This is a genomic window from Microbacterium sp. UMB0228, assembly GCF_002871415.1.
Lineage (GTDB): Bacteria > Actinomycetota > Actinomycetes > Actinomycetales > Microbacteriaceae > Microbacterium.
The window spans coordinates 105,234-119,733 of the sequence record NZ_PNFU01000008.1 but is presented as its reverse complement, the minus strand read 5'-3'; the positions used below and the strand labels follow the sequence as shown (position 1 = coordinate 119,733).

14 protein-coding genes are annotated in these 14,500 nt (G+C 67.7%); 8 read left to right on the top strand and 6 right to left on the bottom strand.

Features of this window, described 5'->3' with window-relative positions:
- Positions 1-44 precede the first annotated feature (44 nt).
- A complete protein-coding gene (locus CJ226_RS16175) occupies positions 45-500 on the top strand; it encodes an acyl-CoA thioesterase (protein ID WP_230005328.1) in 456 nt (151 codons plus the stop codon).
- Positions 501-569: 69 nt separating this feature from the next.
- The gene (locus CJ226_RS16170; RefSeq protein WP_005054985.1) at positions 570-2,285 is read left to right on the top strand and encodes a helix-turn-helix domain-containing protein; all 1,716 of its coding nucleotides are present in this window, start codon (positions 570-572) and stop codon (positions 2,283-2,285) included.
- Positions 2,286-2,367: 82 nt separating this feature from the next.
- Here CJ226_RS16170 and CJ226_RS16165 read toward each other — a convergent pair whose 3' ends face one another.
- A complete protein-coding gene (locus CJ226_RS16165; RefSeq protein ID WP_005054987.1) occupies positions 2,368-3,738 on the bottom strand; it encodes an NAD-dependent succinate-semialdehyde dehydrogenase in 1,371 nt (456 codons plus the stop codon).
- A gap of 212 nt (positions 3,739-3,950) precedes the next feature.
- Here CJ226_RS16165 and CJ226_RS16160 point away from each other — a divergent pair, with 212 nt between their 5' ends.
- Entirely contained in the window at positions 3,951-4,703 is a 753-nt protein-coding gene (locus CJ226_RS16160; RefSeq protein ID WP_005054989.1) for an enoyl-CoA hydratase/isomerase family protein, read from the top strand.
- Positions 4,700-5,548: a 3-hydroxyacyl-CoA dehydrogenase family protein gene (locus tag CJ226_RS16155; protein ID WP_005054991.1), complete on the top strand. Its 849-nt coding sequence runs from the start codon at positions 4,700-4,702 to the stop codon at positions 5,546-5,548. Before CJ226_RS16160 ends, CJ226_RS16155 begins: the two co-directional genes overlap by 4 nt.
- A 28-nt stretch (positions 5,549-5,576) precedes the next feature.
- Here CJ226_RS16155 and CJ226_RS16150 read toward each other — a convergent pair whose 3' ends face one another.
- The 3 genes from CJ226_RS16150 to CJ226_RS16140 form a co-directional block, all read right to left on the bottom strand.
- Positions 5,577-6,590, bottom strand: coding sequence for an alcohol dehydrogenase (locus CJ226_RS16150; RefSeq protein ID WP_245610949.1), 1,014 nt, complete (start codon positions 6,588-6,590; stop codon positions 5,577-5,579).
- Positions 6,591-6,737: 147 nt separating this feature from the next.
- Positions 6,738-7,637, bottom strand: a complete 900-nt coding sequence (locus tag CJ226_RS16145) for a LysR family transcriptional regulator (RefSeq protein ID WP_005054995.1) — start codon at positions 7,635-7,637, stop codon at positions 6,738-6,740.
- A 96-nt stretch (positions 7,638-7,733) separates the two neighbouring features.
- The gene (locus CJ226_RS16140) at positions 7,734-8,489 is read right to left on the bottom strand and encodes an SDR family NAD(P)-dependent oxidoreductase (protein WP_005054998.1); all 756 of its coding nucleotides are present in this window, start codon (positions 8,487-8,489) and stop codon (positions 7,734-7,736) included.
- A gap of 152 nt (positions 8,490-8,641) precedes the next feature.
- On the opposite strand from CJ226_RS16140, the gene CJ226_RS16135 reads away from it, so the two are divergent.
- Genes CJ226_RS16135 through CJ226_RS16125 form a run of 3 tightly spaced genes read left to right on the top strand, consistent with a single transcriptional unit; the run spans position 8,642 to position 12,377 of the window.
- Complete coding sequence (locus tag CJ226_RS16135; RefSeq protein ID WP_232783957.1) at positions 8,642-9,967, top strand: CaiB/BaiF CoA-transferase family protein; 1,326 nt, start codon at positions 8,642-8,644, stop codon at positions 9,965-9,967.
- A 1-nt stretch (position 9,968) separates the two neighbouring features.
- Positions 9,969-11,171 carry an acyl-CoA dehydrogenase family protein gene (locus tag CJ226_RS16130; protein ID WP_005055001.1) on the top strand — a complete coding sequence of 401 codons (1,203 nt, stop codon included), beginning with the start codon at positions 9,969-9,971 and terminating at the stop codon, positions 11,169-11,171.
- A gap of 30 nt (positions 11,172-11,201) precedes the next feature.
- The gene (locus CJ226_RS16125) at positions 11,202-12,377 is read left to right on the top strand and encodes a thiolase family protein (RefSeq protein WP_005055005.1); all 1,176 of its coding nucleotides are present in this window, start codon (positions 11,202-11,204) and stop codon (positions 12,375-12,377) included.
- A 307-nt stretch (positions 12,378-12,684) separates the two neighbouring features.
- On the opposite strand, the gene CJ226_RS16120 is transcribed toward CJ226_RS16125, so the two are convergent.
- Positions 12,685-13,317, bottom strand: coding sequence for a winged helix-turn-helix transcriptional regulator (locus tag CJ226_RS16120; RefSeq protein ID WP_146008260.1), 633 nt, complete (start codon positions 13,315-13,317; stop codon positions 12,685-12,687).
- Between the two features lie 91 nt (positions 13,318-13,408).
- On the opposite strand from CJ226_RS16120, the gene CJ226_RS16115 reads away from it, so the two are divergent.
- Complete coding sequence (locus CJ226_RS16115; RefSeq protein WP_062637807.1) at positions 13,409-13,885, top strand: hypothetical protein; 477 nt, start codon at positions 13,409-13,411, stop codon at positions 13,883-13,885.
- Here CJ226_RS16115 and CJ226_RS16110 read toward each other — a convergent pair.
- The gene (locus CJ226_RS16110; protein ID WP_102209812.1) at positions 13,882-14,487 is read right to left on the bottom strand and encodes a TetR/AcrR family transcriptional regulator; all 606 of its coding nucleotides are present in this window, start codon (positions 14,485-14,487) and stop codon (positions 13,882-13,884) included. The genes CJ226_RS16115 and CJ226_RS16110 overlap by 4 nt on opposite strands.
- Positions 14,488-14,500 lie beyond the last annotated feature (13 nt).

Below are 14,500 nucleotides of genomic sequence, written 5' to 3'. Positions count from 1 at the left end.
GTAACCGTAGGCCGGGAGTGTGCTTCCCGGCCTACGGTCGTCCTATGAGCGACAACATGTCAGAAGACGTCACCTTCCGATCACGCCGCTGGGTCCGTCCCGAGGACCTGAACGCGTACGGCACCCTGTTCGGCGGCAGCCTGCTGCGCTGGATCGATGAAGAGGCCGCGATTTACGCCATCATCCAGCTCGGAAACCCTCGGGCGGTCACCAAGTACATATCCGAGATCGACTTCGTCAGCTCCGCACGACAAGGTGACCTGATCGAGATGGGACTGCGCGCCACCGCGTTCGGGCGCACCTCCCTCACGATGCGCGCCGAGGTGCGCAACATGATCACCCGTGACCGCATTCTGACGATCGAGAAGATCGTCTTCGTCGGCCTCGACGACCACGGCCAGCCCATTCCTCACGGCTACACCGACATCACCTACGAACGCGACCGGCTTCCCCACCACCATGGACTCATGCGCACAGAGGATGGATCCACAGCGGACTAGGTATTGGCGGGTCCTAATAGGGAGGCGGATACTGGGTGGGACCACTTGCAGTGACGCGAGGTCCCAGCTATGTCCACCGATACCTATTCCGCCGCGAGCGTGCGGCAGGCTCGTGAACGCCTTCTCGAAGCTGGCGTCGGCGCGCACGGTCTCACTCCCCGAACACTGAACGTCCCCCCGGTGATCGAGCGCAGTTGGCGTCGCTCGTTCACCACCGGTGGCGGCTACGATCCGACGGCGACTCCTGCCTACCACCCGTTCTCCGAACCGGCGGGACGCTTTCAGGACACCGCTGAGATCGTCCTGGCGCGATGGGCGGAATCACTCGCGGACATGCGTGTCGCGCTGCTGGTCAGCGACCGATCCGGACGGATCCTCGCCCGAAAGGTGGGCGACCCGAGCCACGCGAGACGGCTCGACAAGGTGTCCGCGGCCGAAGGATTCGAATTCTCGGAGTCCGCGCTGGGCACGAACGGACTCGGAACGGCGATCGAGGAAAGATCCGCAGTGTTCGTGCGCGGCGCCGAGCACGTCAACGACCGGCTGCAGACCCTCGCCTGCGCTGGCGCCCCCATCCACGACCCTCTTTCGCGGCGGGTCATCGGCTCGCTCGCCCTCGCCTCTCCCGTCGGGGCGTCCCACCCCGCGATGCTCGCGATCGCGAAGCAGGCCGCTCGTGACCTCCAGGACGCGCTGCTTAACACCGCACCGCTGGAGCTGCAGGCGCTGCTGGCCCGGTTCGCGGACGGTACCGCCCGCCACCGTGTGCTGGCCATCGGCCGTGGCGGCGTGCTCGCCTCGACGGGCGCGTTGCCGATGCTCTCGGCCGAGCGGCACGTGACCCTGTGGGACGAGCTCCAGGCCCACCACTGGCAGGGGGATGTCGCATCCGTCTTGCTCGCGGATCGGCCGAGCACTGCCCGCCGCATCGTGAATCGGGCAGGGGAGAGCATCTACCTCGTGGAACTTGCCGAGTCCGAGCCGGCCGCAGCGCCGGAACCCACCCGGCTTTCCCGCCTTGCCGCGCACCTCGACGTGCTCGGCCGCAGCAGCGGGTGCATCGCGATCCACGGTCCGCGCGACAGTGGGAAGACGCTTCTCGCCCAGCTCTGGCTGCGCGAACGCGATCGCCACGACCCGGTCGTCATCGGCGCCCCGGCATTTCGGGAACCGGGGGCCGTGGCCACGGCGGTGCAGGCGCTGAGCACAGGTACATCGGTGGTCGTCTGCAGCGTCGAGTCTTTGACCGACGTTGACTTCCCGGTCCTGCAGCAATTGGCTGGCGCGGCAGATCCCGTCCGGTCCGCCCGGGTGGTGTTCTGTGTCGCAGACGACCTGACTGGCGTCGTCGTCGATTTCCTGGGCCGCCAAGGGCCGCGGCTCGATCTCCCTGCGCTGCGCGATGACCCAGACCGTGTCATCGGCCTGGCTGTGAGACTCGCTCAGGAGTACTCGGTGACACTGAGTCCTGCTGTGCTGCAGGCGCTTTCCCGGTGGGATTGGCGTGGTGGCGCCTCGGAGCTGCGGGTTCTGATTGCCGCGATGGTGGTGCAGCGTCCCGGCGGCACCGTCCTGGACGTCGACCTTCTGCCCGCCGAGATGCGCACACGTGCCCGCCAGCTGCGCGGCATCGCCGCATCCGAGTACCGGGCGATCGATGCGGCGCTGCGGGAGGCGGACGGAAACCGTTCGCGTGCAGCGGAGATCCTCGGTATCGGGCGCACGACGCTGTACCGGAAACTGCGCGCGTACGGTTTCGACGGGCAGAACACCCTGATCTCCTGAAAACAGCGCCCCCGCCTGCCGACCAGGGAGGCCTGGATTCGCAGTTGCGTACTCGGCGCGGCGGAGGCGTTACACGGGGATATCAGGCGGGGGTTCGGATGAGCTTCTTGTTCGCGAACTCGTCCATGCCGTACCGGGCGAGTTCGCGTCCGACGCCGGAGCGCTTCACGCCGCCGAAGGGGAGGTCCGGTGCGCTGCGGCTGGTGCTGTTGATCCACACCATCCCGACCTCCAGTTCGCGGGCGATCTGCGCGGCTGCCAGAGGATCCTGCGTGAAGACGCTGCTGGACAGCCCGAAGGGCGACTCGTTGGCCAGGGCGACCGCGGCCTGCGGGGAGGGCACCCGGTACACGACCGCGGTCGGTCCGAACAGCTCCTCCTCGTAGGCTCGCATCAGCGGGGTGACCCCGGTGAGCACGCTGGGCGGGTAGAAGGCGCCCTCTCGGCGTGCACCGGGGGCGATGTGCAGGGTGGCGCCCTTGGCGACCGCGTCCTCGACGAGCTCCTCGAGCTCATCTCCGGCATCCGCGGACGCCAACGGGCCGAGGAACGTGTCGGGGTCCGTGGGGTCGTCGGGGATGATCTTCGTGATCGCGTCGATGAACTTCCGAGAGAACTCGTCGTAGACGGCATCCACGACAATGAACCGCTTGGATGCCGTGCACGCCTGGCCGCCGTTGGCGATGCGGCCGCGTACGCCGGCTGCCACGGCCGCGTCGACGTCAGCATCCTCTAGGACGATGAACGGGTCCGAGCCGCCCAGCTCGAGGACGACCTTTTTCATGTGCCTGCCGGCCACCTCGCCGACAGCCGAGCCCGCCTTCTCGGAGCCGGTCAGCGACACCCCTTGCACGCGCGGGTCGGCGATGATGCCGGCAATCTGGCGGCTGTCTACGAACGCGTTGATGTACGCGTCGGCTGGAAGCGCGGCGTCGTGGAGCACGCGTTCGATGGCGAGGGCGGACTGCGGGCAGTTGCGGGCGTGTTTGAGGATGATCGTGTTGCCCAGTGCGAGGTTGGGGGCGACAAACCGGGCCACCTGGTAGTAGGGGAAGTTCCACGGCATGATCCCCAACAGCGGCCCGATCGGCTCGGTGCGGACGAGCGCTTCCCCTCCGCCGACGATGTCGAGGGTCTCGTCGGCGAGGAACGCTTCGGCGTGGTCGGCGTAGTACTGGTAGATCGAGGCGACCAGCTCGACTTCCCCGCGGGCCTGCGTGACGGGTTTGCCGACCTCGAGTGTCAGCAGCGCGCTCAGTTCATCAATGCGGTCCCGGTGCAGCTGCGCCGCGCGTGCCAGGATCCCCGTCCGTTCGGCGAGCGGCAGCTCCCGGTACTTGCGGTAGGCCGTGTGCGAGCGGGCGACGATGTCGGCCACGTCCGCATCGCCGATCACGGCGTACTCGGCGACCGTCTGACCGGTGGCTGGGTTGATGGTCCGGTATGCACCCATCGTGGTCTCCTCGCTTCATTGCTGTCGTGCGTCTCACGGGCCACGCCCGCCCAGATCGGCGGTCGTCTGGCGCGGTACTGCCCTCTCAGCCTGTCGCGCCGTGGCCGAGTTCGTCCAATACTGATCCCGGTCCAGATTGATGACGATGGCGCATCAGATGTACGTGGATCGGGTATTGGACGCGCATTGATCGGTGATGGGAGGCTGGGACGGTGACCACTCTGATACTCCGCGAGGGCGCGGACCGGCTTCACGTCGAACTGAACCGTCCTGACGTGCGAAACGCGATCAACGACGACATGGTCGACGAACTTCACGCGGTATGCACGAGCCTGGAGCGAGAGCCCCGCATCCTGATTCTCACCGGAACCTCTACGCCCGAACGGGGTGTGTTCGCGGCTGGCGCAGACATCCGGCAGCTGCTCGAGCGCGGCCGCGACGAAGCGCTGGCCGGCATCAACTCCGGGCTGTTCATCCGTATCGCGCGGCTGCCGATGCCGGTGATCGCTGCGGTCGACGGGTTCGCGATCGGGGGCGGTGCGGAACTCGCGTACGCGGCCGACATCCGGATCGCGTCCACCCGCGCCGTGTTCGGCAACCCCGAGACGGCGATCGGAATCCTGGCCGCGGCCGGGGCGACCTGGCGGCTCGCCGAGCTGGTGGGGGAGCCGCTGGCCAAGGAGATCCTGTTCACGGGGCGCCGGCTGGACGCCGAGGAGGCGCTGCGGTGTGGGTTGGTGGCCTCGGTGCATGAACCCGACCAGTTAGCGGCGGCGGCGGATACCGTCGCCGATCGGATCGCTGGCCAGGATCCGCTCGCCCTCCGCGTCTCGAAGCGCGTGCTCGCTGCGCCGCGGGACGCCCACCCCCTTGTCGACGAACTCGCGCAGGCGATCCTGTTCGAGTCGGACGCCAAGACGCAGCTGATGACCCGATTCCTCAACCGTTCTCAGGAGACCCGATGATCACTGTTCCCTCCACCGTCGGCGTGATCGGGGGCGGCCGCATGGGCGCCGGTATCGCGCAGGTATTCGCTCAGGCGGGCGCGCAGGTCACCGTGATCGAACGCGACCCGGCAGCGGCGGGCGCGGCCGCCGCGCGGTTGGCCGATGGGATCCGCAAGGCCGCGGAGCGGGATGCCTCGGTCGACGTCGACGCAATCGCCGGCCGCGTCGCGGCCAGCGCCGACTACGAGGCGCTGCGGAATGCCGAGCTCGTGATCGAAGCGGTCCCAGAGACATTCGCACTCAAGGTCGAGGCGATGCAGAGAGCAGAGGGGATCGTGGAGGAGTCGGCGTGGCTGGCCACGAATACCTCATCGTTGTCGGTGACAAGGCTCGCGGCGCAGCTCGCGAGGCCGGAGCGCGTGTGCGGACTGCACTTCTTCAATCCGGTGCCGCCCTCGTCACTCGTCGAGATCGTGCTGACGCCGTCGACCGACCCGGACCTGCGGCAACGGGCGGAGCAGTGGGTGACATCGCTGGGGAAGACCCCGATCGTCGTCAACGACGCGCCCGGCTTCGCGAGCTCCCGCCTGGGCGCGGCAATCGCGCTGGAAGCGATGCGGATGCTCGAAGAGGGGGTGGCCAGCGCTGAGGACATCGACACGGCGATGGTGCTGGGATACCGTCACGCGACAGGTCCGTTGCGCACCTCCGATCTTGTCGGGCTGGACGTGCGTCTCGGGATCGCCGAATACCTCTATGAGACGCTCGGCGAGCGGTTCGCCCCGCCGCAGATCCTCCGCGACAAGGTCGCGGCCGGGGAGCTGGGACGCAAGACGGGACGCGGCTTCTTCGACTACGCGTGAGTCGTGGCCGGCTGGACGCCCGGCGCGGTCACGCGCTGAGCACGATCCGGCCGGGCACGCCGCCCGCGGCGAGCCGGTCCAGCGCATCCTGCACCGCCGTCGCAGACAACTCCCCGTCGATGATCGGGAGATGCGGGAGCGCGCCGCGCCGCGCGAGCCCGACGAGCTCCTCGAGCTCGCCGAGGGACCCGACGAAGCTTCCGCGGATGGTGATGATCTTCAGAGTGAGCAACGCGGTGGGGATGACCAGCTCTCCGCCGAACAGCCCGACCTGAACCATCGTTCCGCCCTTGCGGAGCGCGGCGAACGCAGCGGGAGCTGTTGTGGAGTTGTTGACGAAGTCCACGATCGCCGCGACCGGCCCACCGGCGCCGGCGACGATGGCGGCGGCAAGGTCTTCCTGGCGGGCGGAGATCGTCGTGGTCGCTCCGAGCTGCCGCGCCAGTTCCAGATTGCGCTCCTGCAGGTCCACCGCGAGGACTGCTTCGTGGCCGAGCGCGCGCAGCGTGGCGATCGCCATCAACCCGACACCGCCGGCGCCTATCACCACGACCGGATCGGACGCGGTGGCCGGAAGGGCCTTGCGCGCGGCACTGTAGGCGGTCAGGCCGGAGCAGGCGAGAGTTGCGGCCCACCGCTCTTCGATCCCGGTGACGTCGAGGAGGTAACGGGGGTGCGGGACGAGGATAAACTCGGCATACCCGCCGTGGCGGGCGACGCCGAGGTTACGGGGCGAGGGGCACAGGTTCTCGTGACCTGCCTGGCATGCGTCGCAGGAGCCGTCGCCGATCCATGGGTAGACAAGGCGATGCTCACCCGGCGAGACCCCGTCGGCGTCGGGGCCGGCCGCTTCGACGACGCCGACGACCTCATGGCCGAGGACAAGCGGGTAGGTGACGCCCCGGTCGATCAGATTCAGACGCCCCCGGCTGCCGAGATCGTAGTACCCCTCACGCAGGTGCATGTCGGTGTGGCACACCCCGGAGCGAACAACGCGGAGGAGCACTTCGGTGCCCTCGGGCGTTGGTGTCGGCAGTTCCACATCGGTCACGGTGTGGTCGTCTTGGAAGATCGCGAACGCGTGCATGGTTGTCCTCGCCGTTGATATACGCACAGTGGACTCCACGCTTCCACTTCGTTCTGATTCTCTCCAATACCAAATGGCAGGCGGATTGATACCTGGCGACCCTTAGTCCTGCGGCGTCGGGAGGACGGATTCGGACAACCGGAGCACGGCGTGCAAGGCACGGTCGTCGCTGTCGCGCAGCCACGCCATCCGCAGCTCGACAGGTGCGACGTCGTCGGTCAGGCGCAGGAAGCGCAAGTGCGGGTCGGCGATGCTGTCGATCACCGAGGACAGGGTCAATGAGCAGCCGATCTCGGCGGAGACGAGGGACATCAGCGTCCACGAGTCCGGTGCGTGCTGGACGACATCGGCGTTGAACCCGGCGGCTCTACTCATCTGTCGCAGCCGCTCCAGCAGCAACGTGCCGGTCTGCGGTTGGAGCGACACGAACGGCTCACCCTCGAACTGCGCGATCGACACGGCACCGGCGTCGGCTAGACGGTGGGTCTCCGGGACGGCGATGACGAGTTCCTCGACAGCGATCACGCGGGTGCGCACGGCGGCGGGAATGTGGTCCCACCTGCCGAGGGCGATGTCGATGTCGCCGCGGGTGAGCAGCTGCATCGCCGGTTGGGCGAAGTGCTGGCTGAGCAGCTCGAGGTGGATGCCCGGGTGGTTCTGGTTGACCGCTCGGGCGAGCAATCCGACCATCACGTTGGAGGACGCACCCGCGTACGCCAGACGGACGTGACCGATCTCGCCCGTTCCGGCTGCGCGGGCGACCCTGCTCACCCTGTCCAGCGCGTCCAGGACCTCCTGGGCGGGGGCGACGAGGGCCTCGCCCACCGAGGTCAGCGTTACCTTGCGGGTGCTCCGCTCGAACAGCCGCGCACCCAACTCCCGCTCCAGCTGCTGGATGCCGCGGCTGATCGGCGGCTGCGCCATATGCAGGCGCTCGGCTGCCCGCCCGAAGTGCAGTTCCTCGGCGACGGCGAGGAAGGCGCGCAGCTGCTGCAGATCCATCCAGGGATTATTGCATAATCCGTACCGATGGAAGGTGGATTGGCATACAAGTCTGGATGAGTCGGCCGGGGTCGCGCAGACCCCGGCCGACCGAGATCACTGCGCGGTATAGCCGCCATCCACGACATACTCGGCGCCGGTGACGAAGGAAGCCTCGTCCGAGGCGAGGAAGAGCACGACGTTCGAGACCTCCTCGGGCTGGCCGGGCCGGTCGAGGATCGTCGTGGACAGCACGGCCTTCGTCGACTCCGGCGTCGCCAGCAGCCCCGTGGTCATGGGGGTGGCGATGACACCGGGATGCACAGAGTTCACCCGGATGCCGTACTTGGCCAGGTCCACCGCGCTGGCCTTGGTCAGCAGCCGGACGGCGCCCTTTGACGCCTCATACGCGGCGGCGCTCGGTGCGCCGACGATGCCGTAGATGGACGAGATGTTCACGATCGATCCGCCGCCTGAGCGGACCAGAGCAGGCGCCGCGGCCTTGGTGCCGAGGAAGACGCCCTTGGCATTGATGCGGAAGATGAGGTCCCACTCCTCCTCTGTGGTCTCCTCGACGGGCTTGAGGATGAGCACCCCCGCGTTGTTGACCAGGATGTCGAGCCGACCGAAACGCTGCTCGGCTTCTACCACGATCTCGTCCCACCTCGCCGCGATCGCGACGTCCTGCTCCAGCCCCACGGCCGTCCCGCCGTCACTGTTCGCTTCGGCGACGGTCTGCTCGAGCCCGGCGGAGTCGACGTCGGTGGCGAGGACGCTCGCCCCTTCCTGGGCGAGGCGGCGCACATGCGCGCGCCCCATCCCGTTCGCCGCGCCGGTGACGATCGCGACCTTGCCTGCAAGCCTGCTACCCATGGGTTCTCCTTAGCCTCATTGCTGATCACGCCCAGGCGCAGGCCGCTGTCGGCACCGTCGCCTCGACGCTCCCCAGGGTGATGTCCAAACGGGAGTCTCGAGTGTGCCGTTCTGGAACAGCCCCTCGTTTCATGAGATCACAGCATCAATACGTGTCCGATCAGGTATTGGACGGACATAAACGGCTGCTGGGAGTCTGGATGGACATGACGACGACTGAGGTGTTCCCGATGATGAAGAGCTCGCTCCCGGATGACCGGACGGTGCAGGACGTTCCCGGCGGCCCTTTCGACGGCCTCCTAGTCGCCGATTTCGGCCGGGTACTTGCCGGCCCTTACTGCACGATGCTGCTCGCGGACCTCGGCGCGACGGTCATCAAGGTGGAGAGCCCGCTGGGGGATGAGACACGCAGCTACCGGCCACCGGAGTACCGAGGCGAGTCGACCTACTTCCTCTCCATCAACAGGAACAAGCAGTCTGTGGTGCTGGACTTCCGCAACCCCGATGACCTTGTCCTCGCACAGCGTCTCGCGGCCAGAGCCGATGTGGTCACAGAGAACTTCAAACCCAGCGGGCTCCGGCGATTCGGCCTGGACTACGAGTCCGTCAAGCGGGAGAACCCCAATGTGATCTACGCGTCGATCACCGGCTTCGGCACCGCGGGAGGCGCAGGGCTCGCCGGCTACGACCTGCTCGCACAGGCACTGTCCGGACTGATGAGCGTGACCGGCGCGCCGGACGCGGAAGGATTCCGCGCGGGCGTTGCGGTGTTCGATGTGATCACCGGATTGCACACCTGCATCGCGATCACCTCCGCCCTTTACCACCGACAGCGTTCGGGAGAGGGACAGCACGTCGAACTGAACCTGCTGTCCTCCGCACTGTCGGGCATGGTCAACCAGACCGGCGGGTTCCTGCTCAGCGGGCAGTCTCCTACCCGGATGGCCAACGACCACCCCAGTATCTACCCCTACGCACCGTTCCCCACCCGTGACGGGGAACTGGTCCTCGCGATCGGCAACGATGTGCAGTTCGCCACGTTCTGCGACACCATCGGGCTGCCGCAGCTGGCCGCAGACACCCGCTTCGCGTCCAATGCGGACCGCAGCGCGCACCGAGACGCCCTGCGCCCGTTGCTGACAGCACGGCTGGCGTCCAAGACCGCATGGGAATGGTTCGACATCCTCAGCCCGTTGCAGGTCCCATGCGCGCCGGTCCTGGATGTTCGCGGAGGCGTCGAGTTCGCCGCCAAGATCGGGCTGGACCCGAGCGTTCCGGCCGGCACCGACGACCAGGCGGTGCCCACCATTCGCAACCCGATCACGTTCTCCCGCACCCCCGCGACCTACCGCACCGCGCCTCCTGCACTCGACCAGGATGGCGAGGCGGTCCGACGGTGGCTGCAAGACGCGGAAGGCGATGAAGACCACGTCGGCGGCCGGGTCACCGTCCCGGCGATTCGGGAAGAGGGACACTAAGATGACGATCACGACGACAGCACACCCGGTCGACACAGACTTCTACCAGATCGGCGATCTTCTCGGCGACGACGACCGCAACCTCATCACACGTGTGCGCGGATTCGTGGACTCCGAGGTCCTCCCTGTCATCAACGAACACTGGGAGTTGGCGGACTTCCCCTACCAGATCCTCCCCGCCCTGGGCGAGCTTGGGATCGTGGGCACCGCGATCCAGGGCTACGGCTGCCCGGGACTGACCCGACTGCAGACCGGCCTCGTCGCGATGGAACTGTCACGCGGCGACGGCAGTGTGAACACGCTCAATGCCGTGCACTCGGGACTCGCGATGGGCAGCATCGCACTGCTCGGCGACGACGAGCAGAAGCAGCGCTGGCTGCCCGAAATGGCAGCCCTCCGCAAGCTCGGCGCGTTCGCGCTGACCGAGCCCGAGCACGGATCAGACTCCGTTGCGCTGGAAACCACAGCCCGCCGCGAAGGAGACGTCTATGTGATCGACGGTGCCAAGCGGTGGATCGGCCTCGGCCATGTCGCCGACATCGTCATCATCTGGGCACGCGACACCGCAGACTCGAAGGTGAAGGCATTCGTCCTTGAGAAGAATGCCGATGGAGGATACCCCGACGGATATGAGGCCGAGGCGATCACCGGGAAGATCGCCAAACGCGCGATCCAGCAGGCGCACATCGAGATCTCCGGACTGCGGATCCCTGCCGGGAACAAGCTCGCGAAGTCGAGCTCCTTTCGGGACGTCTCCGCGATCCTCAATCGCACCCGCAGCACCGTCGCGTGGGAGGCGCTCGGGCACGCACTCGCCGCGTACGAGGCGGCAGCGGCCTACGTCCAGGAGCGCGTCCAGTTCGGCAAGCCCATCGCGAGCTACCAGCTGGTGCAGAACAAGCTGGCCAACATGCTCGCCGATCTCACCGCGATGCAGCTGCTCTGCTTCCGCACAGCCACCCTGCAGGATGAAGGCCGACTGACGAACGAACAGGCCTCGCTCGCGAAGATGTTCACCGGCGAGCACGCGCGTGCACTCTGCCGGGATGCCCGTGACCTCCTCGGCGGCAACGGACTCCTTCTGGAGAACCACGTCGCCCGCCACCTCACCGACATGGAAGTCGTCCACACGTATGAGGGAACCGACTTCATCCAGTCGCTCATCATCGGGCGCCAGATCACCGGAATATCGGCGTTCGCCTGACCCTCGGCCGACCACGGAAGGGAGCCCGCCATGACCGCGAGCTTTGTCTACGATGCTGTCCGCACCCCCTTCGGGCGGGCGGGTGGCGCGCTCAGCGGCATCCGGCCCGACGATCTCGCCGCAGTCGTCATGAAGGCGACCGTCGCGCGCATGGGCCTCGACCCCGCGCGCATCGATGACGTGATCTTCGGCGATGCGAACCAAGCAGGAGAGGACAACCGCGACGTCGCCCGTTTCGGGGCGCTGCTGGCAGGCTTCCCCACCAGTGTCACCGGCGTGACCGTCAACCGACTCTGCTCGTCGTCGCTGGAAGCGGTGATCCAGGCCGCCCGCGCTGTCGAGACCGGCGACGCCGGTCTCGTGCTCGCCGGCGGAGTGGAGTCGATGAGCCGGGCGCCGTTCATCGTGGAGAAGTCGCCGAGGCCGTGGCCGGCGGTCGGTAACCAGACACTGTGGAACACCTCCATCGGGTGGCGGATGACCAACCCGAAGCTGCCGAAGCAGTGGACCATCTCCAATGGAGAATCGGCGGAGAAGATCGCCCGAGAGTGGGGAATCTCCCGAGATGCCCAGGACGAGTTCGCCGTGCGCTCTCACCGGCTGGCAGCTAAAGCGTGGGCTGACGGGGTCTACGATGGCGAGATCGTGCACGTGCCAGGGGCCGACCTGGCACGCGACGAGGGCATCCGGGACGACACTTCCGTGGACAAGCTCGCCGGGCTTACTCCGCTGTTCGCGCGCGACGGCGAAGGCACCGTCACCGCCGGCAACTCCTCGCCGATCAACGACGGCGCTTCCGCCGTTCTGATCGCCGCGGAGGGTGCGCTGCCCGGCGAGCCACTCGCGCGGATTGCGGGACGCGGGGCGCATGGCGTCGATCCGCATCTGTTCCCGATCGCGCCGATCGAGGCGGCGAACAAGGCGCTCGCACGCGCCGGCCGGTCCTGGGCCGATGTCGACGTGGTCGAGCTCAACGAGGCGTTCGCTTCACAGTCGCTCGCATGCGTCGCCGGGTGGCCTGAACTTGATCCTGAGCGGGTCAACATCCACGGCGGAGCGCTGGCCATCGGCCATCCGCTGGGCGCTTCGGGGGGCCGCATTCTCGGGCATGCCGCGCATGAGCTTGCGCGACGCGGAGGCGGCGTCGCCGTCGTGGCGATCTGCATCGGCGTGGGTCAAGGCCTCGCCGTCGTGCTGGAACGGTGACAGTGAGACCGCGAGCATCCGTTCGTGGTGGGGTCATTGGCAGTCCCAGAGTCAACCGAAGCTTCAGCATTCCCCTCCGACGTTCTTCCTCGACGGTGAGATGCTCGAGCTCGGCCAGCTGCAGTGACCTCCAGCGCTCTCGCCGCCGTGACAGGCCGCTGACCAGACAGGGTCGGCGCGTCAGAGAGCGGTGTAGGAATCCGCCATTTCCCGTGGAATCCTGAGTCCGGGACCACCGCCAACTAGCGTGGAATCCCTGGGGTTATCCGCCATCTCGAGCGGGAACCTACACAACTGATCCCCGGCGTCAGCTTCCTGCGTCGGACGCCGACTCCTCGCGGAGGCTGAGCCGGACGTGGCAGGAGTGCGCGCTCGTGAACGGGATCACGCGTTCGATCTCCACGGGTCCGCCGGCTCTCGCCAGCACCGACTTCATGAGCTCCTCGTGCACGCGGCAGACCACGGTCTGGTCATCGGTCAGCAGCGTGTGGAAGCGGCAGGGGGAGAGGTCGACGGTCATCGCCTTCTCGTCGATGTCGGGCTGCAGGCCCACGTCATCGAGGTGGTGGAACAGTGCGTCGAGCTGATGGGTCGCCGCCTCCGGGAGTCCGGACCGCGTCGCCGGGAGCACCGCGCGCATGAGGTCGCCGTGGCGGATCGCCTCCCGGAGCCGCCGTTCCTCGATCTCATTCGGCTCACTCGGCAGCACGGGGGAGAAGCGGAGGCGCGGTCTTCCGCGCCGACCGGTGTGCTCCACCTCGGACCGGGCGAGCCCCTCGCCCTCGAGCACGCGGAGGTGGTCGCGGAGCGTGTTCACGTGGAGACCCATGCGGAGGGAGAGCTCGGCGAGCCCGATTCCCGGAGTGTCCATCAAGGCGGCGAGAACCCGCAGCCGGCTGCTCTGCATGAGTCCGCGATAAGCGTCGGTAGGACGTGGCATGTTACCCATTATCCCCTGAGCGGGGCGCGACGGGCCGATTTCCACGGTCACCCGTCGCCGGGGGTGCGGACCGCCCGGTTAGCCTGAGGCCATGACGGGCGGACGCATGGTGACGGCACTGCGCCTGCTGCTGCCCGCTTTCCTGCTCGGGGCGATCATCGCGATCTCGTTCCTGGAGGCACCGCTGAAGTTCCTGGCTCCCGGAATCACGATCCCGCTGGGTCTCGGCATCGGTCGCCTCGTGTTCACCGCCCTCAACGTCCTCGCGGGAGCGGTGCTCCTCGTGTTGACGGCGGTCAGCGTCCGTGCCCGTGCCGGGCGTTCCTCGGCGCTGCTGCTCGGCGGGCTGTGGCTGGTGTTCCTCGTCGAGGTCATCGTCATCCGCCCGATCCTCAATCGGCGCAGCGACCTCGTCATCGCAGGGCAGGAGGCTCCGGGAACCGATGGCGCGCACTACGCCTACATCGTCGCGGACGTGACGATGGTGGTGCTGCTCGTGGCGTTCCTCGTGGTCACGGTGCGCGCGGTGCTGCCGTCGCGCGCGTCCTCACCGACGACCGGCGTCTAGGACGCGTCGGACGCAGCGGATTCCAGCAGTCGACGCGCGCTGTCCCGAGCGGTCGCGAACGGCTCCGCGAACGTCCCCATGCCGACGGTGACGATCGCGCCTTCATAGAGGAGCATGAGCGTCTCGGCGAGCCGGTCCGGGTCGTGGAACCCGGCCTCACCGCAGAGCTCAGCGAAGACCGCGAGCAGCCACTCCTTCTCGCGACGAGCCTCGGCGAGCACCAGCGGGGCGTCCCCGGGGCCGTCGATCTCGGCGCGCGCGTTGATGGCGCTGCATCCCTTGGTGCTGTGGCCCGGCACCCAGGAGATGGCGGCATCGAAGATCGCGAGCACGCGGGCGGGCCCCGGCTCCGGGACCCGTGCGAGGTGAGCGGCGACGTGATCCCGCCAGCGGGCGTCCCGGTGCTGCAGGTACGAGACGACGAGCGCTTCCTTCGATCCGAAGCGGTCGTACAGGGTCTTCTTCGTCACCCCGGCCGCAGCGGCGATGGTGTCGACTCCGACAGCGTGGATGCCGCGCTCGTAGAAGAGGTCGGAGGCGGCATCGAGCACGCGGCGCGCCCCGGGGGTCAGCGGCGGGAGCTCCGGCACGGCGGTCGACATGCGATGAGTATAC